The sequence below is a fragment of the Chryseobacterium sp. AG363 genome (genome assembly GCF_003610675.1).
Taxonomy (GTDB): domain Bacteria; phylum Bacteroidota; class Bacteroidia; order Flavobacteriales; family Weeksellaceae; genus Chryseobacterium; species Chryseobacterium cucumeris.
The window spans coordinates 677,168-702,874 of sequence record NZ_RAQF01000002.1 but is presented as its reverse complement, the minus strand read 5'-3'; the positions used below and the strand labels follow the sequence as shown (position 1 = coordinate 702,874).

At 37.0% G+C, this 25,707-nt stretch carries 22 protein-coding genes; 4 read left to right on the top strand and 18 right to left on the bottom strand.

Features of this window, described 5'->3' with window-relative positions; all coding sequences use genetic code 11:
- The first annotated feature begins 30 nt into the window (after window positions 1–30).
- Window positions 31–642 (top strand): GNAT family N-acetyltransferase, encoded by a 612-nt coding sequence (locus tag DEU39_RS03125; protein ID WP_120230911.1) that lies wholly within the window; start codon window positions 31–33, stop codon window positions 640–642.
- Window positions 643–695: 53 nt separating this feature from the next.
- Here the strand turns inward: DEU39_RS03125 and DEU39_RS03120 are convergent, their stop codons facing one another.
- Together DEU39_RS03120 and DEU39_RS03115 are read right to left on the bottom strand one after the other, a co-directional pair.
- On the bottom strand, window positions 696–1,610 hold the full coding sequence (locus DEU39_RS03120) for a helix-turn-helix domain-containing protein (protein ID WP_120230910.1): 915 nt from the start codon (window positions 1,608–1,610) through the stop codon (window positions 696–698).
- Between the two features lie 77 nt (window positions 1,611–1,687).
- Complete coding sequence (locus DEU39_RS03115) at window positions 1,688–2,485, bottom strand: SDR family oxidoreductase (protein WP_120230909.1); 798 nt, start codon at window positions 2,483–2,485, stop codon at window positions 1,688–1,690.
- Between the two features lie 134 nt (window positions 2,486–2,619).
- Between DEU39_RS03115 and DEU39_RS03110 the strand changes: the two genes are divergently transcribed.
- Window positions 2,620–5,961, top strand: a complete 3,342-nt coding sequence (locus DEU39_RS03110) for a DEAD/DEAH box helicase (protein WP_120230908.1) — start codon at window positions 2,620–2,622, stop codon at window positions 5,959–5,961.
- A gap of 98 nt (window positions 5,962–6,059) precedes the next feature.
- Here the strand turns inward: DEU39_RS03110 and DEU39_RS03105 are convergent, their stop codons facing one another.
- The 6 genes from DEU39_RS03105 to DEU39_RS03080 all read right to left on the bottom strand — a co-directional run bounded on the left by DEU39_RS03105 (window position 6,060) and on the right by DEU39_RS03080 (window position 11,387).
- Window positions 6,060–7,370 (bottom strand): T9SS type A sorting domain-containing protein, encoded by a 1,311-nt coding sequence (locus DEU39_RS03105; protein WP_120230907.1) that lies wholly within the window; start codon window positions 7,368–7,370, stop codon window positions 6,060–6,062.
- Window positions 7,371–7,610: 240 nt separating this feature from the next.
- Window positions 7,611–8,786 carry an acetyl-CoA C-acyltransferase gene (locus DEU39_RS03100; RefSeq protein ID WP_120230906.1) on the bottom strand — a complete coding sequence of 392 codons (1,176 nt, stop codon included), beginning with the start codon at window positions 8,784–8,786 and terminating at the stop codon, window positions 7,611–7,613.
- A 153-nt stretch (window positions 8,787–8,939) separates the two neighbouring features.
- The gene (locus DEU39_RS03095) at window positions 8,940–9,440 is read right to left on the bottom strand and encodes an endonuclease V (protein ID WP_120230905.1); all 501 of its coding nucleotides are present in this window, start codon (window positions 9,438–9,440) and stop codon (window positions 8,940–8,942) included.
- A 2-nt stretch (window positions 9,441–9,442) separates the two neighbouring features.
- Window positions 9,443–9,811 (bottom strand): glyoxalase, encoded by a 369-nt coding sequence (locus tag DEU39_RS03090; RefSeq protein ID WP_120230904.1) that lies wholly within the window; start codon window positions 9,809–9,811, stop codon window positions 9,443–9,445.
- Window positions 9,808–10,257 carry a GNAT family N-acetyltransferase gene (locus tag DEU39_RS03085; RefSeq protein WP_120230903.1) on the bottom strand — a complete coding sequence of 150 codons (450 nt, stop codon included), beginning with the start codon at window positions 10,255–10,257 and terminating at the stop codon, window positions 9,808–9,810. Before DEU39_RS03085 ends, DEU39_RS03090 begins: the two co-directional genes overlap by 4 nt.
- A gap of 89 nt (window positions 10,258–10,346) precedes the next feature.
- A complete protein-coding gene (locus tag DEU39_RS03080) occupies window positions 10,347–11,387 on the bottom strand; it encodes a M28 family metallopeptidase (protein WP_120230902.1) in 1,041 nt (346 codons plus the stop codon).
- 160 nt (window positions 11,388–11,547) lie between these two features.
- Between DEU39_RS03080 and DEU39_RS03075 the strand changes: the two genes are divergently transcribed.
- Window positions 11,548–12,687, top strand: coding sequence for an aminotransferase class I/II-fold pyridoxal phosphate-dependent enzyme (locus DEU39_RS03075; RefSeq protein ID WP_120230901.1), 1,140 nt, complete (start codon window positions 11,548–11,550; stop codon window positions 12,685–12,687).
- A gap of 142 nt (window positions 12,688–12,829) precedes the next feature.
- Here DEU39_RS03075 and DEU39_RS03070 read toward each other — a convergent pair whose 3' ends face one another.
- Window positions 12,830–15,562 (bottom strand): sodium-translocating pyrophosphatase, encoded by a 2,733-nt coding sequence (locus DEU39_RS03070; protein ID WP_120230900.1) that lies wholly within the window; start codon window positions 15,560–15,562, stop codon window positions 12,830–12,832.
- Between the two features lie 135 nt (window positions 15,563–15,697).
- Between DEU39_RS03070 and DEU39_RS03065 the strand changes: the two genes are divergently transcribed.
- Window positions 15,698–17,419 (top strand): amidohydrolase, encoded by a 1,722-nt coding sequence (locus DEU39_RS03065; RefSeq protein ID WP_120230899.1) that lies wholly within the window; start codon window positions 15,698–15,700, stop codon window positions 17,417–17,419.
- Window positions 17,420–17,498: 79 nt separating this feature from the next.
- Here DEU39_RS03065 and DEU39_RS03060 read toward each other — a convergent pair whose 3' ends face one another.
- The 9 genes from DEU39_RS03060 to DEU39_RS03020 form a co-directional block, all read right to left on the bottom strand.
- Window positions 17,499–18,110 (bottom strand): inorganic pyrophosphatase, encoded by a 612-nt coding sequence (locus tag DEU39_RS03060; RefSeq protein WP_062670183.1) that lies wholly within the window; start codon window positions 18,108–18,110, stop codon window positions 17,499–17,501.
- 17 nt (window positions 18,111–18,127) lie between these two features.
- Window positions 18,128–18,640 (bottom strand): hypothetical protein, encoded by a 513-nt coding sequence (locus tag DEU39_RS03055; RefSeq protein ID WP_062670185.1) that lies wholly within the window; start codon window positions 18,638–18,640, stop codon window positions 18,128–18,130.
- Between the two features lie 24 nt (window positions 18,641–18,664).
- Window positions 18,665–19,840 (bottom strand): hypothetical protein, encoded by a 1,176-nt coding sequence (locus DEU39_RS03050; protein WP_120230898.1) that lies wholly within the window; start codon window positions 19,838–19,840, stop codon window positions 18,665–18,667.
- 88 nt (window positions 19,841–19,928) lie between these two features.
- Complete coding sequence (locus DEU39_RS03045) at window positions 19,929–20,825, bottom strand: phytanoyl-CoA dioxygenase family protein (RefSeq protein ID WP_228436612.1); 897 nt, start codon at window positions 20,823–20,825, stop codon at window positions 19,929–19,931.
- A gap of 109 nt (window positions 20,826–20,934) precedes the next feature.
- Window positions 20,935–21,849, bottom strand: a complete 915-nt coding sequence (locus DEU39_RS03040) for a hypothetical protein (protein ID WP_120230896.1) — start codon at window positions 21,847–21,849, stop codon at window positions 20,935–20,937.
- Window positions 21,846–22,523, bottom strand: coding sequence for a RadC family protein (gene radC / locus DEU39_RS03035; RefSeq protein WP_120230895.1), 678 nt, complete (start codon window positions 22,521–22,523; stop codon window positions 21,846–21,848). The genes DEU39_RS03040 and radC overlap by 4 nt, the downstream gene beginning before the upstream one ends.
- 29 nt (window positions 22,524–22,552) lie before the next feature.
- Window positions 22,553–23,131, bottom strand: a complete 579-nt coding sequence (locus DEU39_RS03030) for a murein L,D-transpeptidase catalytic domain-containing protein (RefSeq protein WP_120230894.1) — start codon at window positions 23,129–23,131, stop codon at window positions 22,553–22,555.
- Window positions 23,132–23,144: 13 nt separating this feature from the next.
- Window positions 23,145–23,813, bottom strand: coding sequence for an ABC transporter ATP-binding protein (locus DEU39_RS03025; protein ID WP_120230893.1), 669 nt, complete (start codon window positions 23,811–23,813; stop codon window positions 23,145–23,147).
- A gap of 245 nt (window positions 23,814–24,058) precedes the next feature.
- On the bottom strand, window positions 24,059–25,654 hold the full coding sequence (locus DEU39_RS03020; protein ID WP_120230892.1) for a 2-oxo acid dehydrogenase subunit E2: 1,596 nt from the start codon (window positions 25,652–25,654) through the stop codon (window positions 24,059–24,061).
- Window positions 25,655–25,707 lie beyond the last annotated feature (53 nt).

Below are 25,707 nucleotides of genomic sequence, written 5' to 3'. Positions count from 1 at the left end.
TTATTAATTTCGTTGTATAAAAAATGAGCCATGAAAGAAAAATGGATCGCCTATCCAACTATTTTGGAAGGAGAAACTGTTGAATTAATTCCCCTTGAAAAAGAGCATTTTGAAGAATTATATGCTGCTGCTTCAGATAAAGAACTCTGGGAACTGATTCCTACCGATTGTTCTGAAGAAACCCTGTTTTATAAAACGTATGAATTCGCCTTATCAGAAAGAGAAACCGGAAATCAGTATCCATTTGTAATACGACATAAAGAAACCGGAAAACTGATTGGTTCCACACGCTTTTTTGAAATATATCCGGCAGACAGAAAACTGGAAATCGGATGGACATGGATCACCAAAGAGTTCTGGGGAACAGCCATCAATCTTGAATGCAAATTACTGCTCCTCACCTTCTGCTTTAATGTACTGAAAACAAACAGGGTACAGTTGAAAACGAAAGACGATAATTTCAGATCACGAAAAGCGATCGAAAAAATCGGTGGTGTATTTGAAGGTATTTTACGTAAAGACAAAGTTCTCAGCGATGGTACTACAAGAAATGCGGCTTATTACAGTATTTTGAATGATGAATGGGCAGCTGCAAAAAGCAAAATTGAAGCTTTGATCAAAGAAAAGCAACGTGTTGACTAAAAAGTATACAATAAAAAAACACCTGATATTTGAACCAGGTGTTTTTTATTTATTTAGTTGAAAGACTGTCTGTAACTCAGAGGTGTTTTATCGGTTTTCTTTTTAAACAGCTTATTGAAAGACTGCGGATGTTCAAATCCAAGAGCATACGCTACTTCAGATACAGAAAAACCTGTGGTAGTAAGATATTCTTTCGCCTTTTCAATCAGTTTTTCGTGAATATGCTGCTGGGCATTTAATCCGGTAAGGTTACGAAGCATATCACTCAGATAATGGGGTGACAGATTGAGTGTGGAGGCCAGAAATTCTACCGTAGGAAGCCCCTTATTTAAGGTTTCCTGCTCGTTAAAATACTTTTCCAGCACTATATCCATTTTAGCCAGTACATCATTATTAACCGCCTTTCTGGTGATAAACTGTCTTTTATAAAAACGGTTGCTGTAATTGAGAAGCACATCAATATAAGAAACAATAACGTCCTGACTCACTTCATCAATAGCTGTATTTAATTCATTTCCAATATTATCCAACAAGCCTGTTATCGTTGTCTTTTCCTGATCAGACAAGTGCAGTGCTTCATTCGTATCATAAGAAAAGAAACCGAAGTTTTTGATATTCTTTGCCAAAGGATAACTTCTGATGAAATCCGGATGTACCAGCAAAGTATACCCGCAGTATTCTGCATTCTCATCAGTAGAAAGAACCTGACCGGGAGCCGTAAACATCATTCCTCCCTCATTGAAGTCATAATATCCCTGTCCGTAACCCATTTTCCCGACCGTGGAATATTTATATGAGATCTTATAAAAATTCAGGATAAAGCTTCTCTTCAGCATATCTTTTCTGATGCTCATTTTCGTATTATCCACAAGGCTTACCAACGGATGAAGCGGCTTGGGCAGCTGCAACATATCGTGTAATTCTGATATGGATGAGATCTTCAGTGGAATATTATCTTTCTTTTCCATGATATAAAATTATAAATTATTGGAGTAAAAAGACAGTACAAATGTAATTTACTTTATACTGTCTTTCAAAAAACTGATTACATAAACTGTTTTCCGAACTGCTCTCTGAATGCTTCATCACCTAGTTCAAGACGCTGTGCATAGATGGCTTTAGCATCTTCTCCGGCCACATATCTCAGTTGTTTTTTACCATCTGTTACTGCCTCATAGACTACTGCTGCAATCTGTTCCGGTGTAGAAGCCGCTTCCATCATTCCTTCCATTTTAGAAAACAGAGAATTCGTCATGTCTTCATAAGCAGGACTGGATGCTGAGTCCAGAGAACGGCTTACAAAATCCGTCTTGATTCCTCCGGGAGACACCGTTTTAATATCAATTCCCAAAGTATTAAGCTCAAAAGCTAAGCTTTCACTCCACCCTTCAAGCGCCCACTTGGTCGCGTGATAAGTAGAACCCAATGGGAATGCTACCAGTCCTCCTATAGACGTTGTAGAAATGAACATTCCTCTTTTCTGTTCTCTGAAGTAAGGAATAAATGCCTGTGTAACGCGTATAACCCCTAATAAATTCGTATTAAGCTGTTTGACGATCTGATCATCAGAAAGCGCTTCCAAAGGTCCTATAAGGCCATATCCCGCATTATTATACACCACATCGATGTCTCCAAGTTCAAGAGCCTGCTTTACAGTAGACTTAATCTGTTCCGGATTGGTAACATCCAGCGGAAGTACAGTTACATTCTCCAAAGCCGCAAGATCAGCTGCTGCTTCAGGGTTTCTCATAGTCGCGATTACTTTCCATCCGTTGTTTTGAAATAATTGGGCAGCTGCTTTTCCTAATCCTGTAGAAGCACCTGTTATAAAAATTGTTTTCATTTTTCTTGGTTTAAAATTACAGGACAAAGTTCTGCATTACAACAAGCGCCCGAGTTGCCAAAATGGGGTAAGGTGTAGCCAAAAAGGATTCTTTAATATATTTGTTTTTTGTAAGTTTGTCCCGATCTATTTTTATGGCAGAATATATTCTTGACAACATCAATATCAGTACACTTTCCGTATATGACCTGCTGAAACATACCTCAGACAGTGCATTTATCGGGATCAGGGATTTTCGTGAAATCTATCCTGTTGCTATTGAAAACAATACAGGAATATTTACAAAACAATCTTCACTGCAGGATTTTCCGGTGGTCAGTATCAGCAAAATCAACAGTTCATTACTCTGTTCCTGCACCTGTGACCATGAAAAAAAACAGCTTTGTACTCATCAGGCAGAGATTATTCACTGCATTATTGAAGATAAAAATTATCGATTGTTTTTTGATGAAACGCTACGCAAGAAAATATTTCTCCCTAAAGCCAGAGGATATGGTCTGGAAAACGAACCGGATCTGGATCAGTATTTTGAATTGGAATACAAAGATGGCCAAATTCAGATATTGCCCAAAATCAAGGAAATACTTCCTGTAGATGATGTAATGCTGACAGGAGATCTACTTCCTCAGCTTCCTTCTAAACTGGATGAGCTGGCAGTATTGGAATCGGGTAAAAAGCAAATAATGGTTATCGGTAAACACCGTTATTACAATCACATGACCTTCTCTCTTATGGAGGCAGAGATAACGCAATCAGGAAAAATCAAAAATCCGGTCACTCCCGTAGATGCCATGCAGCTCATATGGAAAGCGGAGAAACCTGCAGATATTAAATTTTACACTGCTATCACTTCTTTTCAGAATAATTACAGTGAAGATTATAATCCTTCAGAACTAGAAGCTTTAAAGCTCATTGTAAAGAATCCTCTGGAGCTGGAAGTCTATTATCATGACCGGGAAATCGCAGAAACCGTTTCCGCAAAGTCACTTTCCCATATTGAATTAAACACTTTAGATGCAGAGGTTCAATTATCTGTATTTAAGAAAGATCCGTTTTTTGAAATCACCGGAGAACTGTTGTTTAATGACATTGCTCTTCCATTTAAAAATATTGTTCTCAGAAATGATTATTTTGTTTATAACCGTAACGTTTTCAACTTTGTAGACGATCCTGACATGCTCAGAATCATCCGGTTCTTTAAGGCTCATAATGAAATATTACTGGTTCATTCTTCAAAATATGAAGCATTTATGCAGGACATTCTCTCTTCTTTAGAAGAACGTATTCATATCAATTACAATTATATACGACCTGCAACAAAAGTACAACTTGAAGACAAGAATTATCAGACTGAAAAAGTCATTTATCTCCGTCAGCAGGAAAATTATATAGGAATTACTCCCGTTATGAAATATGGTGATGTGGAGGTCCCGGTCTATTCCAGGAAGCAGATTTTTGATACCGATCAGAATGGAAATCCATTTAAAATAGAAAGAAATGAATCAGCCGAAGCCCGCTTTACTTCTTTGGTGATGCAGCAGCACCCTGATTTTGAAGACCAGATGGACGGCTATCAGTATTTTTATCTCCACAGGGATAAGTTCCTGGATAACAACTGGTTTCTTGAAGCATTTGAGACCTGGAGAAATGAAGGAATCATCATACTTGGTTTTAACGAATTAAAAAACAATAAATTAAACCCTCACCGGGCAAAAATCAATATTCAGATTACCAGCGGACTGGATTGGTTTAACGCTAAACTGAAAGTAGGATTTGGTCCCAAAGAAGCTTCTCTGAAACAGCTTCACCGGGCCATCCGGAATAAGAGTAAATTCGTCCAGCTGGATGATGGCAGCATGGGAATTCTTCCCGAAGAATGGATGGAAAAGATAGCTGCTTATTTCAGAGCAGGAGAAATTGATGAAGAGCTTTTAAAGATTCCGAAAATCAATTTTTCGGAGGTAACGTCACTGTTTGAAAAAGAAATTCTGAGCAAGGAGATTCAGGAAGAACTTACCTCCTATTCTACAAAGTTTTCAAAAGTAAAAGACATCCCGGAAACGGCTATTCCCACTGAGCTGAATGCTGAGTTGAGAGATTACCAGCATGACGGACTCAACTGGCTTAATTTTCTTGACAGTTTCAACTTCGGAGGATGTCTGGCAGATGATATGGGGCTTGGAAAAACCATTCAAATCATTGCTTTTATCCTTTCGCAGAGGGAAAAACGGGGACACGCCACGAATCTTATTGTCGTTCCTACTTCCCTGCTTTTCAACTGGCAGGAAGAGATCAGCAGATTTGCACCTTCCATAAAAGTTCTGCTTCATTATGGTGCAGACCGTCCAAAAACAACAGTTCATATGCCTGATTACGAAGTAGTTCTTACCACCTACGGAATGCTGCTTTCGGACATTCAATTTTTGAAAAAGCTTAATTTCAATTATGTGTTTCTGGATGAATCACAGGTGATTAAAAATCCTAATTCAGAAAGGTATAAAGCGGCACGTCTGCTTCAATCAAGAAACAGAATTGTACTGACGGGGACGCCCGTTGAAAACAGCACTTTTGATCTTTACAGTCAGCTTTCTTTTGCCTGTCCCGGATTGTTGGGAAGTAAACAGTATTTTAAAGACATTTATGCTATTCCTATTGATAAATTTGAGTACAGCAAACGTGCCATAGAGCTTCAGCAAAAGATAAAGCCATTTATCCTCAGAAGAACTAAGAAACAGGTTGCCAAAGAACTTCCGGAAAAAACTGAAACAGTCATCTACTGTGAAATGAATACGGAACAGCGCAAAATTTATGATGCTTATGAAAAGGAACTTCGAGAATTTATTGCCGCCAATGATGACGATGATCTGAACAAGAACAGCATGCATGTTCTTACAGGCCTTACGAGGCTCAGACAGATCTGTAATTCCCCTGTTCTGATGAAAGAGGGATACTCCGGTGAAAATGCCGTTAAAATCGAAATTCTGATGGAACAGATCCTCGGAAAATCCAAAGATCATAAAATCCTTGTTTTCTCACAGTTTGTGGGTATGCTGGACCTCATAAAGACAGAACTGGAACGCCACAATATTCAGTTTGAATATTTAACAGGTCAAACGAAAGACAGAGGTGAAAAAGTAGCTCATTTTCAGAACAATGAAGATATCCGTGTATTTTTGATTAGCTTAAAAGCTGGAGGCGTGGGCCTCAATCTTACGAAGGCAGATTATATTTACCTTGTAGATCCCTGGTGGAATCCTGCAGCTGAAAACCAGGCTATTGACCGAAGTTACCGTATAGGACAAACCAAAAATGTAATTGCGGTAAGGATGATATGCTCCAATACTGTAGAAGAAAAAATTCTTACGCTGCAGAAAAAGAAAAAACAGCTGGCTCAGAATCTGCTTGCCACTGACGGAAAAAAACTTCAGGGATTGTCTAAGCAGGATTTGATGGATTTACTGGGATCTGAATCGTAATATAAAAGTTTAAAAACAGCAAATAAAAAACCGACAGGTAAAAGACCTGTCGATTAAAAAACAAAAATTGATATGGATATGATTTAGATATGATGTGTCTATTTTTTTATCATCTTTTCTGTAAAGAGTTTCTGATTCTTAGTCTTAATTTTGATCAGATAAGTCCCCGGAATAAAATTGTCCATTGAAACGGTCATCGAATTACCTTCCAGCATCTTTTGTCCGGACATGTTATAAATTTCATATTTCTCCAATCCTTCTTTCATCTTGATTGTTACAGAATTTGCGGTAGGATTTGGATATATCGTAACAAGGGTCGATGCCTCTTTAGAAACTTCAAGGGTTGAAAGACTCTCAGGCTGAATATTTATAGTATAATCTTCTGCTTGACCGATAAACCAATCCGAAGGACACGGAAGATTCTTCAAAGCTCCCATCCAGGAATTGGATTCATAGGCTTTTACCAGTCTGAAACGGGTTTCTCCCAATTGCGCTCCTGCCGGAATGGTAATATTAGCTGTTGTAATCCCGGACTCATGACCGGAAACCGGATTGGAATTATCCAGATAGCCCAGATTAAATTGTTCATCAGCATCAAACTGATTATTATGGTTAAAATCAATATAAGCATAGGCAGATACGGTATTCTGGCCATGGGTACCACCTGTCACACTTATAGGATAGGTATTTCCACGGTTCACATTAAACACTGTTGCTGTAAAGTTTTCAAGAACATCAGAATTGCCGTCAAGTGCACTGTTTCTAACAACTCCGGCAAATTCTACCGTACTGATCTCACTCACGGTCAAGCTTGTAATATTTTCAGTACCGCAATAAGGAGCCGGGAAACTGGCCGTATTTCCTATGATATTAACCGTATAATCTTCCGTCTGCCCTGCTCTTAAGCTACTGTCACAAGCTGAACTGATAGAGTTCGGAGCAGCAGGATTTGAATAGGCCTGAACATTGGTATTTTTAAGAACTCTCATTCTTGTACTTCCGATGGCAGCATTGACCGGGATTACTATGGTATTATTGACTGTAAAAGCATTGGCCGGATTAGCGGCATCAAGTCTTCCGATATAAAAGCTCTCTCCTGCATCATCAAAATTTCCGTTCTGATTAAAGTCTATAAAAACAACTACATCACTTGGAAATGTACTGGATGGCCCTTTCACAGATATCGGATAGGAATTTCCCAGCTGCAGGTCTGTAGATATTGCTGTAAAGTTCTCATAAATTTGTGCATTGGAGGATTGAATGGATGAGGAATTATTAATCGTTCCGAAAGTTACATTACTGATCATGTTGCTGTCAGCTCCGTACTGAAAGGTTGGCATACAATATTGCAGCTGCGCATTCGTCAGGGATGCAAGTACAATACCAGAAAGAGTAGTTATTTTTTTCATTTTCTTTGTTCAATTTCTTGGGACAAATTTATATTTATTTAGAATGAATAAAAATAACAATGTAATGATATTTGTCAGCTTAATAAAAATAGAGTCTTAAATTTCGTCTGAACTCATTGAATATTCTGCTTTACCAATGGATAATCAATCTGTTACCAACTCAAAAGATCCTTCTCAAATTTAACTTTAAGAAAGATCTTTTTTAATATAATAATTGAAATCTAAGGTAATTTATCCCTTTTAGTCTATATTTTCGATAAGAACTGCGGAAGCGCCTCCTCCTCCATTACAGATGGCAGCAATTCCATACTTTCCTTTTTCCTGGCGTAAAACATTCACTAAAGTGGTCATAATCCTTGCTCCTGAAGCACCAATCGGGTGTCCCAATGCAACTGCTCCTCCGTATACATTTACCTTGCTGATATCATAATCCAGAATTTTTTGATTGGATAGAATTACTGAAGAATACGCTTCATTAATTTCAAAAAAGTCGATATCTGACAGATTGAGACCTGTTTGTTTCAACAATTTCTGAATAGCGATGGAAGGTGAAGTGGTAAACCATTCCGGTGCCTGAGCGGCATCTGCATAGGCTATTATTTTTGCCAGTGGTTTTAAATTATGTTGCTCTATTGCTTCAGAAGACGCTAGTAAAAGGGCTGCAGCACCATCATTCAGATTGCTGGAATTGGCTGCTGTAAGTGTTCCGTCGGCTTCAAATGCAGGTTTCAAAAGGGAAATTTTCTCTGGGATCAGTTTATCAATATCTTCGTCTTTACTAACGATTGTAGTTCCTTTTTTACTTTCAATCGATATTGGGATCAATTCGTTGCCAATCTTGTCGTTTTTTGCCGCTTCCTGAGCTCTCTGGTATGAGAGAAGGGCATAATCATCAAGTTCCTGTCTGGTAAGTCCATATTTTTTCACGCCTAATTCCGCTGCACTTCCCATGTGGAAATCATTGTAGACATCCCATAGCCCGTCTTTAATCAATCCATCAGTAAGATTCGTATCTCCCAGTTTTGTCCCCTGACGGATTTTGACATAATGCGGAACGTTGCTCATGCTTTCCATTCCTCCCGTCATAACAATATGCTCCATTCCAAGCTGGATCTGCTGAGCCCCAATCATTGCCGCTTTCATTCCGGATGCACAGACTTTGTTGATTGTCGTAGCATCTTTATCAACGGGAATTTTAGCAAAAATCGCAGCCTGTCTGGCTGGCGACTGTCCGAGTCCTGCGCTTAGCACATTTCCCATATATACACTGTCTATATGCTCTGGTGAGAGATTGATACCTTCATAAGCGTTCTGAATGGCAATAGCTCCCAACTGTGGTGCTGTAAATCCAGAGAGGCTTCCCATAAAACCACCCACCAGGGTTCGTTTTGCGGCGACTATAAATACTTCTTTCATAGAATTTATTTTTTACAATATACCGATCAGTATATTTTTGATTAAAAAAAATCCTTTTTATATTGACAAAGGAATATAACAAAGATAATTAAAATATACCAATCGGTATATTCATAGACAAAAAAAATCTTACTTTTTGTAAGACTTTATTATTTATGCTCTGCTTAGTTGGTCTAATCTTTTCAACAGCGTAGGCATTCTGTAATCACCATGCATCTGTTGTACTTTTAATTGAACTTCATCTACATCTATTCCTTTCGCTGTTACAAAAAGTGGGGTTTTACTTTCTCCACGAACTGCATTTCTTCGTTGGGAATCAGGAGTTCTAAATTCATTCTTTGCAATCCCAACAATAGGATATTTTTCTTCCAGTTCTTCATAAAGATGGCCGCCTAAGCCAATTTTCCCATTATTATCCAAAGTGACATATCCATCAACAATGATAATGTCTTCTGGTCTTAATGTTATTTTTTTTAGCAGACTCAAAATACAGGGCAACTCTCTTTTGTAAAAAGCCCCGCTTTCATATTCTGAACTTACGGGAATCTGTTCTATAAAGACTTCCACTTCTTTTTCAGAGGTCCAGTCTTCAAATGCAATACACACGGTATTGGCATAATCCTCATAATAATAGGTATCGAATGCGTAAATCATATTTATTTCTTAAAAAACTCACCGAAGTGCCACAATATTCCTGAAGGATCATGTACAAAGCACTCTTTCCCCCAATCCATTGTTCTTACAGGAGTAAGCCTCACATTTTCATATTTTTCTGTAAGCTCCAGAGACAAAAGTTCTTTCCAGAATTCATCAGTATTGGCAACTTCCATAAAGATCATGGTATTATCCACCCAGTCTTTTGCATAATAATCCTGGAGATAAAATCCGATTTCTTCTCTTGTAAATAAAGACAATTTAGATTCCAGAACCACTTCTTGAAATCCCATATCTCTGTAAAAATTTCTGCTGATCTCAAAGTTTTGCGCTCCGATAAAAGGTCTGATGGATTTCAGTTTTGGTATCATAATTTTTTATTTTTCCAGTTTTCAGAAATCATTTGAAACTTGATTTCTCCTTTTCCATGGGGTCCAGCTTCCTTCCATCCAGATTTTCTGTAAAAGATTTCAGCCCTTGTTCCAGGTGAAGTACCCAGCCATACGGAATCTTTATTTTGTTCAAAATACCAGTCCAGCATAATATCATGGAGTTTCCTGCCTATTCCAAGGTTTTCAAAATCCGGATGTACAAAGAGTGCCCAGATATTGTTTTCTTTCAGATCTGCAATGGAAAAACCAACGATCTGATCTTTCATCTCACAAACCCAACCTTTTCCTCTTTGGAATAGAAATTCCTCACAATCTTTATCGGTAACCAATCCAGGATCTGGCAGCGTGTTTTCTTTCACGGAGTTTCTCACAATCTGTATTTGTGGGATATCTTCTGGCTTTGCTTCCCGGATTATTGTTTTCATGGTAATGTTTTTGCTGGCAGTTTACAGGAATGATATTTTTTTAACCTTATCAAGGTTTAAAAAAATATCATTCCAATTAAAATTAATAATTATTTTCTGTCAACCACAATTCTTTCTTCTCTGTTGGCAATATCCCATGCAGTGGTAAAAATAAGCTGGGTTCTTTTCTCCAGCAACTGATAATCAATTTTTTCAGGATCATCACCTGGTTTGTGATAATCTTCATGAATACCATCAAAGAAAAATGCTACAGGAATATTATGCTTGGCAAAATTATAGTGGTCCGAACGGTAATACAATTGTTCAGGGTCATTCAAGTCATCGTATTTGTAATTCAGTTCCAGGTTGTTGGTTCTTTTGTTCGCCGCTTCGTTGATTACTTTAAGTTGGGAGCTCAACATTTCAGAACCAATCACATAGACATATTGTTTTCCTCTGTTGGCAGGATCATCACGTCCGATCATATCAATATTAAGATCAACCACGGTATTGGCTAACGGGAAAACAGGATTTTCGGAATAATATTCTGAACCGAAAAGTCCATGTTCCTCTCCTGTAACATGAAGAAACAGAATAGATCTTTTAGGCCCTTTTCCTGCTTTTTTAGCCTGTTGGAATGCTTTGGCAATTTCCATTACAGCTACAGTTCCACTTCCGTCATCGTCTGCTCCATTGTACACAACTCCATTTTTGGTTCCTACGTGATCATAATGAGCAGAAACCACCACAATCTCGTCCGGTTTTTCACTTCCTTCAATAAAAGCTAAAATATTTTCAGAATCCGGAAGGTTACCTTCTCCTCTTTTCTTCATGAATTCAGACGGTACTTTCTGATAGTAAGAGCCTAGTGCTTTAGGAGCTGAAATACCCAGATTCTTATAGTAATTAATCATATACTCACCCGCTTTTTTCTGTCCTTTGCTTCCGGTATCCCGCCCTTCCATATCGTCTGCTGCAATGACGTAAAGGTTTTTCTTTAAATCCTCTGCATTAATCTCTTTATAGGCATTGTTAAACGCTTTGTTATGTTTTGTTGAAACAGGATGTGAAGCATTCCCGTCAGATATTTTTGCCGTTCCACAACTGGTTACTACAGCCATTGCCAACAGCGGAATAAGTATTTTTCTCATAAAAGATAAATTTCTTAAAAATAACAATTTTTATTGAATCCCAGTATTAATAATCAATAGGACAAAATAATATGCAGTTCATTACAAATCTACCAACACACAAGCTTAAGTGTAATTTTGATATTAAAATTTTATTATATTTGATAAAAATACAAAATAAGTGAAAGAAATTTACGGATTTACTCATTATTCCTTTTTTACGGAAATGTCCGAGCTGGCAGCCAGGCACGGAAGCTTTGATCTTTCTCTGGGACTTCCCGATTTTGATATTGATGAACGCCTGAAAGTATTTTTAAAGGAAGCTGCTGAACACAACACGCATCACTATGAACCTCTTGCAGGCAATCCTCTGCTGATGGAGAGCATTATCAGATTCAATGCAAAACGAGCTCATCAAATAACGGTTACCGCAAAGGAAATCACGATTGTACCCTGTGCAACCTTTGCTTTATATACTGCACTTAAATCAATTCTGAATCAAGGTAATGAAGTTATCATTATTCAACCTTCATACTACACTTATGGGCCAGCTGTTGTTATGAATGGAGGAATTCCTGTTTATTATGATCTTGATGGTGATTTTACCATAGATTGGAATCTGTTTAAAGACTGTATTACTGAAAAGACAAGAGCAGTCATTGTCAACTCTCCCCAGAATCCAACCGGAAAAATATGGAAAAAAGAAGACTGGAATCAGCTCTATGAACTGATCAAAGATCGTGATATTTATTTGATTTCAGAAGAAATATATGATACTTATTGTTATGATGAAACTGAACATTACAGTTCTTTCATCCATCCTGAACTCAGGGAAAAGACTTTCTGTATTTTTTCTTTCGGTAAAATGTTTCATACTTCGGGATGGAAAGTGAGTTATATGTTTGCTTCAGAAGTTTTAACAACAAGATTTCAATGTCATCAACAGTATATTTCTTACAGTGCCAATGCTCCTGCACAATATGCTATCGCAAAATATCTCGACGTATTTGATCCGGATCTCAATAAAAAACTCATGCAGAAAAAAAGAGATATTTTTAATGAAATGATTAAAGAAACACCGCTTCAGATCGAACAACAAGCGGAAGGAAGTGTTTTTCAGGTTGTTAATTTCAGGACTATTTCTAAAAACATGACAGATGTAGAGTTTTCAAAATGGCTTACCATTGATAAGAGGGTTTCCTGCCTTCCACTTTCTGCTTTTTACAATTCCAGAGATAATTCTGATTATATCAGGTTTAGTTTTGCTAAAAAAGATGAATTGATTATTCAGGCTTTGGAGCATTTGAAAAGAAGTCTTTGATTTTTCTGGATTTGCTTTTCCCAAAGATCACACAAATTTTCACAGATGATGGCTGATATTTTTTGCCTGGATTTTTTATGACGTGGATAGACGTGAAAAAGCACCGCCATAGCGATGCTTTTGTACTATTTTCACATTGATTTTAAAGAGCCAATACTCTTACATCAATTCTTCTGTTTTTTGCTTTGCATTCATCAGTATCATTAGCTTCACAAACAGGATGCTGTGAACCATATCCTTCTGCTTCTATTCTGTCTCCGGAAATACCTAGTTCGAGTAGTTTAAGTTTGGCTGTCTGTGCTCTCAGATTGGATAATTTGATGTTACTATCTTCATTACCGCTGTTATCTGTATATCCGCCCAGTTTTATTTTCAGATCAGGATAAGCATTTAAAATTTCTGACAAAGTATTCAATTGAAGCACGGATTCTGCTTTCAGATCACTTGAACCTGTTTCAAAATAAAGGTTTTCAATGGTATACCACTTATTTGGATCTAATGCAGACTTATCTTTTTGTTTCACCACATTGTAAAGTTGGTAAAGCTGGCTTCCGTCACCAATAGCAATTGTTTTTCCTCCGTCCAGTTTTATTTTCTGAATATTACCTGTTTCATATACAAAGTCTCCGTTTTCATTAAGGTGTCCTTTAATTTCTCCCGGAATGACCGTAATTATTTTAGAATCTCCATTTACAGTTACTGCACTACTGGAAATTCCTGTAAGGCTTTCAATTTTTGCTTTTCTGTTAGCTTCAATTTTATCTTTATGCAAAACAGCCAAAGTAGGTGCAATCACCAGAGAAACGATTGACATTAATTTAATCAGGATGTTCATCGAAGGTCCTGATGTATCTTTAAACGGATCTCCCACCGTATCACCTGTTACAGATGCTTTGTGTGGTTCTGAACCTTTATAATACGTCTGTCCATTAATATCAACTCCTTTTTCGAAGGATTTTTTTGCATTGTCCCACGCGCCTCCTGCGTTATTCTGAAACATTCCCATTAACACACCACATACTGTAGCTCCCGCCAGGAACCCTCCTAATACTTCAGGTCCGAAAATAAAACCGATTAATAAAGGAGAAACGATAGCAATCGCACCAGGCAGCATCATTTTTCTGATGGATGCATCTGTAGAAATGGCTACACATTTTTCATATTCCGGTTGCGCTTTCCCTTCCAGAATTCCCGGAATTTCACGGAATTGTCTTCTTACTTCTTCTACCATTGCCATGGCAGCCTGTCCTACTGCGGTAATCGCCAATGAGGAGAAGATAAACGGAATCATCCCACCTACAAAAAGTCCGGCAAGAACATCTGCTCTGTAAATATCAATACCATCAATTCCTGCAATTCCTACAAAAGCAGCAAATAAGGCCAATGCTGTTAAAGCAGCTGAAGCAATGGCAAATCCTTTTCCTGTAGCAGCCGTTGTATTTCCTACGGCATCCAGAATATCTGTTTTTTCACGTACTTCTTTGGGAAGTTCACTCATCTCAGCAATACCTCCGGCATTATCTGCGATAGGTCCAAAAGCATCAATAGCAAGCTGCATGGCTGTGGTAGCCATCATTCCAGCTGCGGCAATTGCCACTCCATAAAGCCCGGCACACAGATAAGAACCATAAATTCCTCCCGCCAATACAATAATAGGAAGCAAAGTAGATTCCATTCCCACGGAAAGCCCACCGATAATATTGGTTGCATGCCCTGTAGAAGATTGTCTCACAATACTGGAAACGGGTCTTTTCCCCATGGCAGTGTAATATTCTGTAATAATGCTCATTAAAGTTCCCACTACCAGACCTACCATGATAGCTCCGAATACACCCATTTTCGTAAATTCATGACCTCTGAGAACCATTTTTTCAGGAAGGATATACGTTACCAGGAAATAGGAAGCAATAGCCGTAATCACAATACTTCCCCAGTTTCCAAGGTTTAATGCATTCTGCACACTGGAAGTGGATGCCCCTTCATTGTCATTAATTTTCACAAATAAAGTTCCGATCATTGAAAATATAATTCCTGTTCCTGCAATCAGCATCGGCAAAAGAATCGGGGCAAAACCTCCGAAAGCATCATCAGAAACAGTTTCTCTGCCTAATACCATCGTGGCAAGAACTGTCGCCACATAGGATCCGAAAAGGTCGGCTCCCATTCCGGCAACGTCTCCTACGTTATCTCCTACATTATCTGCAATGGTAGCTGGATTTCGGGGATCATCTTCAGGAATTCCGGCTTCCACTTTTCCTACAAGGTCGGCACCTACGTCTGCAGCCTTAGTATAAATACCACCTCCTACTCTTGCAAAAAGCGCAATAGACTCAGCGCCCAGAGAAAATCCGGTAAGAATTTCGATGGTTTTTTCCATTTCATGAGAATCTACTGTAGCTTCAGGGGCAAAAATCTGTTTAATAATCAGAAATAAAGCTCCCAACCCTAAAACAGCCAGTCCGGCAACTCCCATTCCCATTACAGAACCTCCTGTAAAAGAGACTTTAAGAGCTTTTGAGAGTGAAGTTCTTGCAGCTTCTGCCGTTCTCACATTCGCTTTGGTAGCGATTTTCATCCCGATAAACCCTGCTGATGCAGAGAATACAGCTCCTACGGCAAAAGCAATTCCGATACTCCAATGTGAGTTGGCATTACTTGACCCCATTACTGCCAATAGAATGGCGACAACAACAACAAAGTACGTTAAGATTTTGTATTCAGCCTTTAGAAAAGCCATTGCACCGTCTGCAATATGGCCGCTGATTGTTTTCATTTTTTCATTTCCAGCATTCTGTTTATTGACCCAGTTGCTCTGAAGAAATGTATAAAGCAAAGCTATGACACCAAAAATTGGCACTAACACAAATAGATCCATAGTTTATTATTTTATATTAAAAAATTGAGATTAGTCTTATAAATATAATGAAATTATAAACACATAATAAAATTCACTAATAATAATATATTATTTTGTAAATTTGTTTATCACTATGATTTGAATTAATTATTTATGAAAAGGATATTGTACACTATTTTTTTATCTGCAAGCATAAGCAGCTGTCAAAATAAGATTCCACAACAAAACGCTGAAATACTTTATTTCGGAGGTCCTATTATAACAATGGAAGACACCCCTCTTCAGGTTGAAGCTGTAGCAATAAAAGACGGGAAAATACTTTTTGCGGGAACAAAATCAGATGCAGAACGTTTTTCAGAGCCAGCAACCAAAATGATTAATCTTAATGGAAAAACTCTACTTCCTGGTTTTATAGATGTTCATGGACATCTTACTTCAAGAGCCGGGATGATGGATGTTGTAGATTTATCTCCTGAACCCTATGGCACTGTAAATTCAATTGAAGATTTACAGATTATCATTAAAAACTACATCAAAGAAAAAAAAATTACAGATCAACAGCCGATTATCGGAAATGGTTATGATGATGCAATTATGACAGAGCATCGTCATCCTACAAAAGCTGAACTGGATGTTATCAGTAAGACCAATCCTATCATTGTTATTCATGCTTCAGGCCATGCCAGTGTAGCTAACAGTGCCATGCTAAAGCTTTTGGGAATAACGGAATCATCAAAAGATCCTGAAGGAGGGCACATTGGCAGGGATAAAAAAACAGGAAAACTGAACGGAAAATTAGAAGAAAATGCAAGTTTCAACGCGTTACTGGTCATCACAGAAAAAATGGGTAAAGGCAAAAACACAGAGGCTCATGCAATGGAAAATCTGATGAAAGCCCAGAATGAATGGCTCAGCTATGGACAGACTACTATTTGTGATGGGAGAACGATGGGAGAAAGTGTTGCGCTGTTAGAAAAAGCAGCATCCCAACATCTTCTTAAAGCTGATGTTGTTTACTTTCCGGATTACGAATATTTCAAAAAGGATTTCAACAGTTTCAAACCAAAGTATATGAAATATGAAAATCACCTGAAATTAGCCGGATTTAAATTTTCTGACGACGGTTCTCCACAAGGTAAAACGGCCTGGCTTACCCAGCCTTATTTAGTTCCTCCTGAAGGTCAGTCTAAGGATTATAAAGGATTCCCTATTTTTACGGATGAAACCTTATACAACGATCTGAAAGTCCTTTTTCAAAATCACATCACTGCCCAGCTTCATGTAAATGGAGATGCTGCAATTGATCAGGCCATCCGTGTTATTCAAAGATTAAAAGATGAAAACATTTACAAGCCGGAATTGCGGGCAACATTAATTCATGTACAGAACAGCAGACCTGATCATATTCAAAAAATAAAAGAATTAGGAGTAATCCCTTCTTACTTTTCTACGCATGCTTATTTATGGGGAGATTGGCATTATTCGAGTGTTTTCGGCCCTGAAAGAGCTTCTTTTATAAGCCCGGCAAATTCAGCATTAAAAGCAGGAATTATTTTTACCATTCATCATGATGCTCCGGTTACACCACCCGATCTGATTACAGCAGTATACGCAGCAGTGAATAGAAAGACACGGTCTGGAATGATTTTAGGTCCTAATGAAAGAATCTCCACCCTTGAAGCGTTAAAAGCGATTACCATTAACGGAGCTTATCAATTGCAGGAAGAAAACAGAAAAGGGTCTATTAAACCTGGTAAACTAGCTGATTTTGTTATTCTTGATCAGAATCCTTTAACCACAACTCCTGAAAATCTCAGAAACATTAAGGTTCTGGAAACGATAAAAGAAGGAAATTCTGTATACAAAAGAAATTAATCCTATTGATACATAATAAAATATTCACAAAAAAAGCAGATGAAAAATCATCTGCTTTTTTTATTCTAGGGAAAAAATCTTATCCTCCGAATTTATCTGCATAGTCTGTTTGAGAAGCTTTGATCACTTTTCTTGCGTGTTCAGCTCCGTAAACTTCCTGGATTCTGCATTTTGCAGGCTCATCCGGTAAATTTTTATAAGTAAGGAAGTAGTGCATCAATCTTTTTACTTCAGCTTCCGGTAATTCAGAAATATCTCTGAAGTGCCCGAAAGCGTGGTCATTAATCATTACTGCAACAATTTTATCATCTGCTTCACCTCCGTCGATCATTTTGAAACCTCCGATTGGAATAGCTTCCATCAATAAACCTCCGGCATGGATATTGTGAGAACTTAAAACACAGATATCAAGTGGGTCATGATCACCCATAGTAACGTCAGTAGCACCTGATTCTACAGCAAGTTTCATCACCTCTTTATCACAGTATGTTCTTGGTACAAAACCATATAAAGCCGGGATAATGTTAGAGAATTTCTGTGGCCTGTCTACCTTTAAGTATCCTGTTTCTTTATCTACTTCATATTTAATAGTATCTGAAGGAACAATTTCCACAAATACGTTGACAACATTTGGCGCATCTTCTCCTGCAGAAATTCCGTGCCATGGATGTGCTTTAAAATTTGGAATCATTATTTATCTGTTATTTTTTAAGTTATTATTAAAATTTCTTTTCTTAAATCTTCTATAGTTTCAGCAATATAATCGTTGCTTTCCATATAATTCATGATGAAAATCGTTTTGAATTCATCCAGCTGAACTTCTCCTTTTAATCCATCATAGGTTTTGTGAAGCAGTTCTATAATCGCATTCTTTGAGTCAACAATATTCTTCCATGAATTTTTCGTAATGTACAACTGTTGTGAAGAGTTATACTCAAATTCTTCGTTGATTGCTTTTTCTGTCAGGAAAATAAACTCATGAACAGCCAGTCCTCTATCAAACCTCTGGATAAGGTTGGATGGTTTCATTCTGTCCAGAAACAATGTCATTCTTTCGTAGGAATGTGCTTTGTTCTCTGAATTTGATTTCACGGTAAGCAGTTTGATTTCCTGGTTCTTAAGAGTAATGTATGAGTGTACAAATTGTCTGAGCAAAACCAGAAAAGGAATTGCAATAATCAATGCAAATGCATAGGGTAAATATCCTGATAGACTCGTCATAATTTTAGACTGCAAAATTACTAATTATTTTCCGTCTTCTAAAGAGTTTTTAAAGATATCCACTTTAGAAATTTGTATATAGACCAATGCAAGGATAATTATAAGATAAAAGCCAAGCATCATCCTGTTTACCAGAGATGGGAAAACTAAGAATCTCAGCAAAACAGTTCCATAAATAATTGCAAAAAACAAGACCTGAGACTGGTTCTTTTTATTATGAAATGAAAAACGATTCGCCAGAATGACTACTATAAAAATCAACAGGACTGGAAAATAGGAAGTATTGAACTCCAGCATGATATTACTTTTAATAAAACGAAAATAATCTGCAAAGGAAAATGGATCAGGCTGCGACACAGGATAAATCTGAACTTTCGTAAACTGGTTCATAAAAAGTGTAGACCAAGAAACCTGATTGAAAACCTGTATTAAAAAGAAGGAAAGAAATATATAGCCGTATGATACCAGTAATAAACCTGTTTTAATCTGAAAGCTATTTCTATAAAAATAAATAAGGGAATACAGGAATGAATAAAAAATAAAATATTCAGGTCTTGTAAGCACACAAAGCATAGCCCATATGCCTGCAAAAAAGAAATTTTTTCTCACTAAAAACACATAAAAGCTCAAAAGAAGCAGAAAGCATGATAAGGAATCTGCTGATACATGCCGGGCTGCCTCCGGTAAAGGTTTGAACAAGGAAATTAAAACAGTAAGGATAAAGGCAAGAGAATAATTTCTCAGAGTCTTTATCAAAAAGCTGAAAATCAGAACCAGAATCAATGCATAAGAGATAACTGAAATCAGGGAGATTGAAGCAGAAGCACTGAAACCAAGCTTAAACAATGACCAGCCGATAAAATTATAAAAAGGTTTTACCACAAAAAGCTGTAACTCTTCTTCGTAGGCTTTGGGATTTTGTGAGATTATTTTATAGTAAGTACTCTCTCCTTTTGCCACTTCCTCAACCCTTTGATTAACAGGCCCAAGCCCTGCAAAGTCGGGATTCTTTTCCGTCAGTTCGTCATATACCCTCTGATGAATTTCTTCAATTTTCATTTCAGGATATTCCGTTTTATAAATAAGCCCCATATAGGCCTCCATATCAGTGTTGTAATAATGATGGGTATACAGGTAGTATGACATCATGCATACATAGATTGAAAATATAAAAACAAGAATATTCTTCTTTTTTTCCATACACTGATATTAAGAATACAAATGTAAAAAAACTATCTTTTTAAACCCGTATTCCTATAAAAAGCTTTACGAAGAGAATTTTTCTGTATTAAAGTTCAAACAGCGCCGGCCTCTGTGTCACTTCATGATAACAGACACTATTTTCATCAAAGAAATGGTAAACAAGGCTTTTTCTCGTTCTGTTTTTATCCGTGTGAGGTTCTCCGCCGTGAAGAATATTGGCATGCCAGATTAATAAATCTCCTTTTTTGGCTTTAAAGATTTCTTTCTTCAAGCCTAATTCTTTTACTTTATCCTCCAGGAAAGCTTCATAAGCTCTGTAGCTTTTCTTACCAATTTTCAAAGCTGTCCCTTCATTATCATAATCAGAATTCAGGAAATAAGGGAGTTTATGGCTTTTAGGAATATAATGAAGCGCTCCGTTATTCTCATCTACATCTTCCAGGGCAATCCATACACCTAATAAACCACCTAATGGATACGTGGTCATGTGAATACTGTCAGAATGGGTTTTCTGCTGGCTGCCGTTGATAAAATTGATACTTTGGAAAAGTTTGGATTTTCCGTCAAGCAAAACAGATAAAAATTCTAACAGTTCTTTATCACTTCCAATATTTTTAATGATTTCTGAATGGTGGATCGCAAACATCAGTTTTCCTCCGTATATAAATTTCAAAGTCCCATCCTTCATTAGTTTATCAATTTCAGCATTGATCTGATCGGCCGTTTCAGGAGTAAGGAAATTTCTAAGAATCATATAGCCATTTTCATCATACTGAAGAGCACTTTCTTTATTTTCGTCGGAAAGTTTCTTAAAAAAAGGAGTTTCCCTAAGTTTTGAATCATCCAGTCTTCTTTCGCTAGCCGGAAGATGTGCAAAATCTTTACTTGAAATACTTGAAAAATAGTTCTTATTGATTCCGTATTTTTTATATAATGGAATATTATGCTTTAATTTATTCTTTTTAAATATGTTATAAAGCATGTATGATAATTTGTACTGACGAATCTGTTGTAACATAACTGTTTTACTAAGGATTTTATAAAGTTACGGAATATTACCTAATTAGAACCAATCTAAACAATGCTTTTCATCATAAAAAAGACTTTCCTCTTAATACAAGATATCCTAATTTTTTAAAAAGGTTCTTTTTTGAATTCTCAATAATTCCGTACGGTCTTAATTCGGGACGAAACCCTCTGAAAAACTCTTCAATATTAGGTAGTTCTCCCCCTTCAAAATCAAAAATATGAGTTTCTATATTTTCTTTAATGAGATGATCAATCAATACGGATGCTCCTGATAATTTGACATAATCTTTATCATTAAAATTTCCTAAAAGCGCTACCATATTACTATCCGAATACGTAGCAATCATGTTAGCAATCTTATGCTTATAGTAAAAAGCTGTGAATTTCAGATATCCGGACTTATAAAAGCTTTCAAAAATTCTCATGAATTCAAACAAATCATGGTCTTTATTCAATCCTATTGTATTGGATTCAATAAAAGCTTTTGCTTTCTCATAAGGGATCGTTTTGATTTCTGATTCTTGTAAAACAGCTTCATCTAACCGAAGTTTTCTTTTTCTTTTGGGTGAATATTTCGAATATACTTTCTCATAAGCCTCAGGATATAATAAAAAGTTTTTCTTGATTCTGATCTTTGTGCGAAGCTGATTGACATCATTAAAAGGATACGCCCTTATCATGTAATTTTTTTCCAGGTATTCTAAAAATGTCTCATTAAGATCCACATCATCTTTGCTGGAAAAAACCCCAAGCTGTTGACAAAGCTTAGGATTATGCACTATTTTCAGCCCATATTTTCTTACAAAAGGTATGGGCATTACAGCTTCATAATCTTTATAAACAAGAATTTCCCATGGCATTGTAGAAGTTGTATCTAAAAAATCTTTTGTTGCAGAATATTTTCTTTGTTCGGAATTTTCTAAACATTGAGCATATTTTACAAAATCAATTTCATGGTATTTCAATCTTCTAATCATAATAATCCTGCGTCTGAGAAGCTAAAATAAGAGTCCTGCGTGACAATAATATGGTCTAAAAGCTGAATGCTTAATGTATTTCCCGCTTCTTTTATTTTCTGTGTGATATTGATATCTTCCCGGCTTGGTTTTAAACTTCCGGAAGGATGATTGTGCGCAATGATAATACCTGTTGAAAAATGATCCAAAGCTGACTTATAAAGTGTTCTTACATCTACAATAGACTGACTGATCCCTCCCTGTGTGAGTTGAGAAACATGAATTACTTTATTGCTGTTATTAAGGAAAATTGTCCAGAACTCTTCTGTTCTCAGATCGGAGAGCTGGTTTCTGAGAATCGCATAAGCATCATGACTGTTTCCAATAATTGTTTTTTCAGGAATATCCTGCACTGCTCTTCTTCTGCCGATTTCCAAAGCTGAAATAATTGAAATGGCTTTTGATTCTCCAATACCTTTAAATTTCATCAGATCTTTGGCAGAAAGTAAGCTCAATTCATTCCAACTGTTATTGACAGAGGCCAAAATTTTCCTTGCTAATTCCAAAGCATCTTCCTCTCTATTTCCACTTCCCATAATAATTGCCAGAAGTTCAGAATCAGAAAGTGAGCCTTTGCCTTTCTGCAAAAACTTTTCTCTGGGTCTGTCATCTTCGGCAAGGAGTTTTATGGCCATGGAAAAAAATTATAGATGAATATTATCAATTAATAGAAAGCATATAAAATAACAGGTTTTGGAGACCTATCAATATATTTTGCTGTTTCTTTAAGTGCATTGACGGAAAGCATCGGGCATCCTAAACTCAGACATGCAGGAGTCTGAGATTCTGTGTCAGGAATGCATCCGTAGGAATGAAGAACAATAGCTCTTTGCATGGCATTGCTATTGGTAGCATCCAGTCCTGTCAGACGATAAGCTTTCCCAAACTTCCCTATATAGCTTTCTCCAATGACATATTTTCCAAGTGATGACTGATAAGAGCCTTCAACATTACTGAATTTCAAAGCATCTGATTTTGGAATGACAGAGCCTGATCCATGAGAAACTACAGCCTGCTGTAGAATCGTATTATTTTTCAGGTTATAAATAAAATAACGATACTTCCCGGATGGGATTTTAAAGTTGATAAAAACAGCCAGTTCCTGATTGTACTCTTTTCCTTTTATATAATTTTTAATCTCCAAAATTCTTGTTTGAGGAATACCTGATGGGTTCAACTGCTGGGATTCAGCTTTTGAACAGGAAATTACAATTAAAAAAAGAAAAATAAAGTGCTTCATCATCCGGTTTTATATACTACTCTATGATCATTCCGTCTTTCATAACGAGCTTGCGGTCTGTGATTTCTGCCAGATTCGGGTTATGCGTTACAATGACAAAAGTTTGGTTGTATTTGTTTCTAAGATCAAAAAACAATCTATGAAGATCATCGGCGTTCTTTGAATCAAGGTTACCTGTAGGTTCATCTGCAAAAATAATTTTCGGGGAATTGATTAAAGCTCTTGCTACAGCTACCCTTTGCGCCTCTCCACCTGAAAGCTGGTTGGGTTTATGATTCAGTCTTTGCTCTATCTTTAGATCTTCAAATAAAGCATAAGCTTTTTCGATAGCTTCTCTTTCGTTAGCTCCAGCTATTTTTGTCGGAAGCAATACATTTTCCAATGCGGTAAACTCCGGAAGAAGCTGATGAAACTGAAATACGAAACCGATATTCTGATTTCTGAATTTTGACAGCTGTTTATCATTCATATTAATAAATGATTCTCCTGCAATTTCAATTTCAGTATCATATTTATTAGATTGACTAGGATGATCCAAAGTTCCCAGAATCTGCAGCAATGTAGATTTACCAGCTCCTGATTCTCCTACAATAGAAACCACTTCCCCCGTTTTGATCTGAATATCAACACCTTTCAGTACCTCTAAATTCCCATAAGATTTATGGATATTTCTTGCTTTAATCATGATTCAAAAGTAGTGAATTGCCTGCAAATAAAAAACCGCTTTTTGAAGCGGTTTGTATTTTATTTTAGATTTAATATTATTAGATTTTGTTAATTCATTTATAGAAGTCTTTTCTATTAATTTTTTTAATGATTCCTGTCTTATTTTTTTGTAAAAATTTTTCCTAAACTATAAGATTTTGTTGGCATTCCATTTACAAAAAAACCTCCCGATTTGGGAGGTTTTACTATTTTCAGTTCAGAAAATTACAGTAACAAAGTTAATGGACTTTCTAAATAAGTTCTTAATGTCTGTAGGAACTGAGCCCCTGTGGCACCGTCTACTACTCTGTGGTCACACGCCAATGAAAGTTTCATGGTGTTTCCAACTACGATCTGACCATCTTTAACGATTGGTTTCTCAATAATGGCTCCTACTGAAAGGATTGCAGAGTTTGGCTGATTGATGATACTTGTAAACGTTTCGATTCCGAACATTCCTAAGTTTGAAATAGAGAATGTAGATCCTTCCATTTCGTTAGCTTTAAGACCTTTACTCTTAGCTCTTGAAGCCATATCTTTTACAGATGCAGAAATCTGAGTATAAGTCATCTGATCTGTATTTTTCAATACCGGAACTACCAATCCGTCTGGAATAGCTACTGCTACGCCGATGTTGATATTTCCTCTGTGAATGATCTTATCACCTGCCCAGCTTGAATTTACCTGAGGATGTTTTCTTAAAGCAATTGCAGTTGCTTTAATAATCATATCATTGAAAGAGATCTTAGTATCAGGTAAAGAATTGATTTCTTTTCTAGCCTCAATTGCTTTATCCATATTGATCTCAACCATCAGATAATAGTGAGGGGCAGAGAATTTACTTTCAGAAAGACGTTTTGCAATAATATTTCTTACTTGTGAATTTGGAGTCTCTGTATCTTCACCTTGTACAAAGCTTACTGCAACAGGAGCAACGCTTGCTGCAGGAGCTGAAGCAGCTGGTTTTGCAGCTGGCTGATAGTTTTCAATATCTTTTTTAACGATTCTTCCGTTTTCACCAGAACCCTGAACACTGTTGATATCAACTCCCTTATCCTGAGCCATTTTCTTAGCCAGTGGAGAGATTGCTACTCTGTCAGAAGATGAAGAGTTCGCAACCGGAGCAGCTTTTTCTTCTGTTTTAGCTTCTGCTTTTTGTTCAGCTGGTTTTTCAGTTGACTGACCGGCAGCTTTTGGAGCTCCTACAGCGGAAACATCTGTTCCTGCAGGACCAATGATTGCTAATACGGAATCAACCGGAGCAGCACCTCCTTCTTCTACACCTTGCTTCAATAATACTCCATTGAATTCAGATTCGAAATCCTGTACTGCTTTATCTGTTTCGATCTCAGCAAGAAGGTCTCCTTCTTTTACTGTATCTCCTACGTTTTTGTGCCATTTAGCCACTTTACCTTCTGTCATTGTATCAGAAAGTCTTGGCATTGTAATAATTTCAACTCCTGCCGGAACTTCTGCAGCAGCAGGCGCAGCAGTTTCTACTTTAGGCTGTTCTTCTGATTTTTTTTCTTCAGTTGCAGCAGCGGGAGCAGCAGCCCCACCTGTCAATCCTGAAATATCTTCTCCTTCATTCCCGATAATAGCTAAAACAGAGTCTACAGCAGCAGCAGATCCTTCTTCTACACCTACGTATAAAAGGGTTCCTTCTATTTCAGATTCGAAATCCTGAACTGCTTTATCAGTTTCAATTTCAGCTAAAATATCTCCTTCTTTTACTTTATCTCCTACTTTTTTATGCCATTTGGCCACCTTACCTTCCGTCATTGTGTCGGACAGGCGGGGCATCGTAATTACTTCTGCCATAATCTATATTGATTTGAGATTCGAGATTTGAGATTTGAGATTTCAGAAATTTC

Excerpts from the sequence above, each read along its gene's own strand:
- DEU39_RS03050 (WP_120230898.1), bottom strand. The coding sequence starts at position 19,840 with ATGGAAAAAAAGAAGAATATTCTTGTTTTTATATTTTCAATCTATGTA.
- DEU39_RS03080 (WP_120230902.1), bottom strand. The coding sequence starts at position 11,387 with ATGAGAAAAATACTTATTCCGCTGTTGGCAATGGCTGTAGTAACCAGT.
- DEU39_RS03045 (WP_228436612.1), bottom strand. The coding sequence starts at position 20,825 with ATGCTTTATAACATATTTAAAAAGAATAAATTAAAGCATAATATTCCA.
- radC (WP_120230895.1), bottom strand. The coding sequence starts at position 22,523 with ATGGCCATAAAACTCCTTGCCGAAGATGACAGACCCAGAGAAAAGTTT.
- DEU39_RS03020 (WP_120230892.1), bottom strand. The coding sequence starts at position 25,654 with ATGGCAGAAGTAATTACGATGCCCCGCCTGTCCGACACAATGACGGAA.
- DEU39_RS03055 (WP_062670185.1), bottom strand. The coding sequence starts at position 18,640 with ATGACGAGTCTATCAGGATATTTACCCTATGCATTTGCATTGATTATT.
- DEU39_RS03090 (WP_120230904.1), bottom strand. The coding sequence starts at position 9,811 with ATGATACCAAAACTGAAATCCATCAGACCTTTTATCGGAGCGCAAAAC.
- DEU39_RS03085 (WP_120230903.1), bottom strand. The coding sequence starts at position 10,257 with ATGAAAACAATAATCCGGGAAGCAAAGCCAGAAGATATCCCACAAATA.
- DEU39_RS03125 (WP_120230911.1), top strand. The coding sequence starts at position 31 with ATGAAAGAAAAATGGATCGCCTATCCAACTATTTTGGAAGGAGAAACT.
- DEU39_RS03070 (WP_120230900.1), bottom strand. The coding sequence starts at position 15,562 with ATGGATCTATTTGTGTTAGTGCCAATTTTTGGTGTCATAGCTTTGCTT.
- DEU39_RS03105 (WP_120230907.1), bottom strand. The coding sequence starts at position 7,370 with ATGAAAAAAATAACTACTCTTTCTGGTATTGTACTTGCATCCCTGACG.
- DEU39_RS03115 (WP_120230909.1), bottom strand. The coding sequence starts at position 2,485 with ATGAAAACAATTTTTATAACAGGTGCTTCTACAGGATTAGGAAAAGCA.
- DEU39_RS03100 (WP_120230906.1), bottom strand. The coding sequence starts at position 8,786 with ATGAAAGAAGTATTTATAGTCGCCGCAAAACGAACCCTGGTGGGTGGT.
- DEU39_RS03095 (WP_120230905.1), bottom strand. The coding sequence starts at position 9,440 with ATGATTTACGCATTCGATACCTATTATTATGAGGATTATGCCAATACC.
- DEU39_RS03040 (WP_120230896.1), bottom strand. The coding sequence starts at position 21,849 with ATGATTAGAAGATTGAAATACCATGAAATTGATTTTGTAAAATATGCT.
- DEU39_RS03110 (WP_120230908.1), top strand. The coding sequence starts at position 2,620 with ATGGCAGAATATATTCTTGACAACATCAATATCAGTACACTTTCCGTA.
- DEU39_RS03025 (WP_120230893.1), bottom strand. The coding sequence starts at position 23,813 with ATGATTAAAGCAAGAAATATCCATAAATCTTATGGGAATTTAGAGGTA.
- DEU39_RS03065 (WP_120230899.1), top strand. The coding sequence starts at position 15,698 with ATGAAAAGGATATTGTACACTATTTTTTTATCTGCAAGCATAAGCAGC.
- DEU39_RS03060 (WP_062670183.1), bottom strand. The coding sequence starts at position 18,110 with ATGATTCCAAATTTTAAAGCACATCCATGGCACGGAATTTCTGCAGGA.
- DEU39_RS03030 (WP_120230894.1), bottom strand. The coding sequence starts at position 23,131 with ATGATGAAGCACTTTATTTTTCTTTTTTTAATTGTAATTTCCTGTTCA.
- DEU39_RS03120 (WP_120230910.1), bottom strand. The coding sequence starts at position 1,610 with ATGGAAAAGAAAGATAATATTCCACTGAAGATCTCATCCATATCAGAA.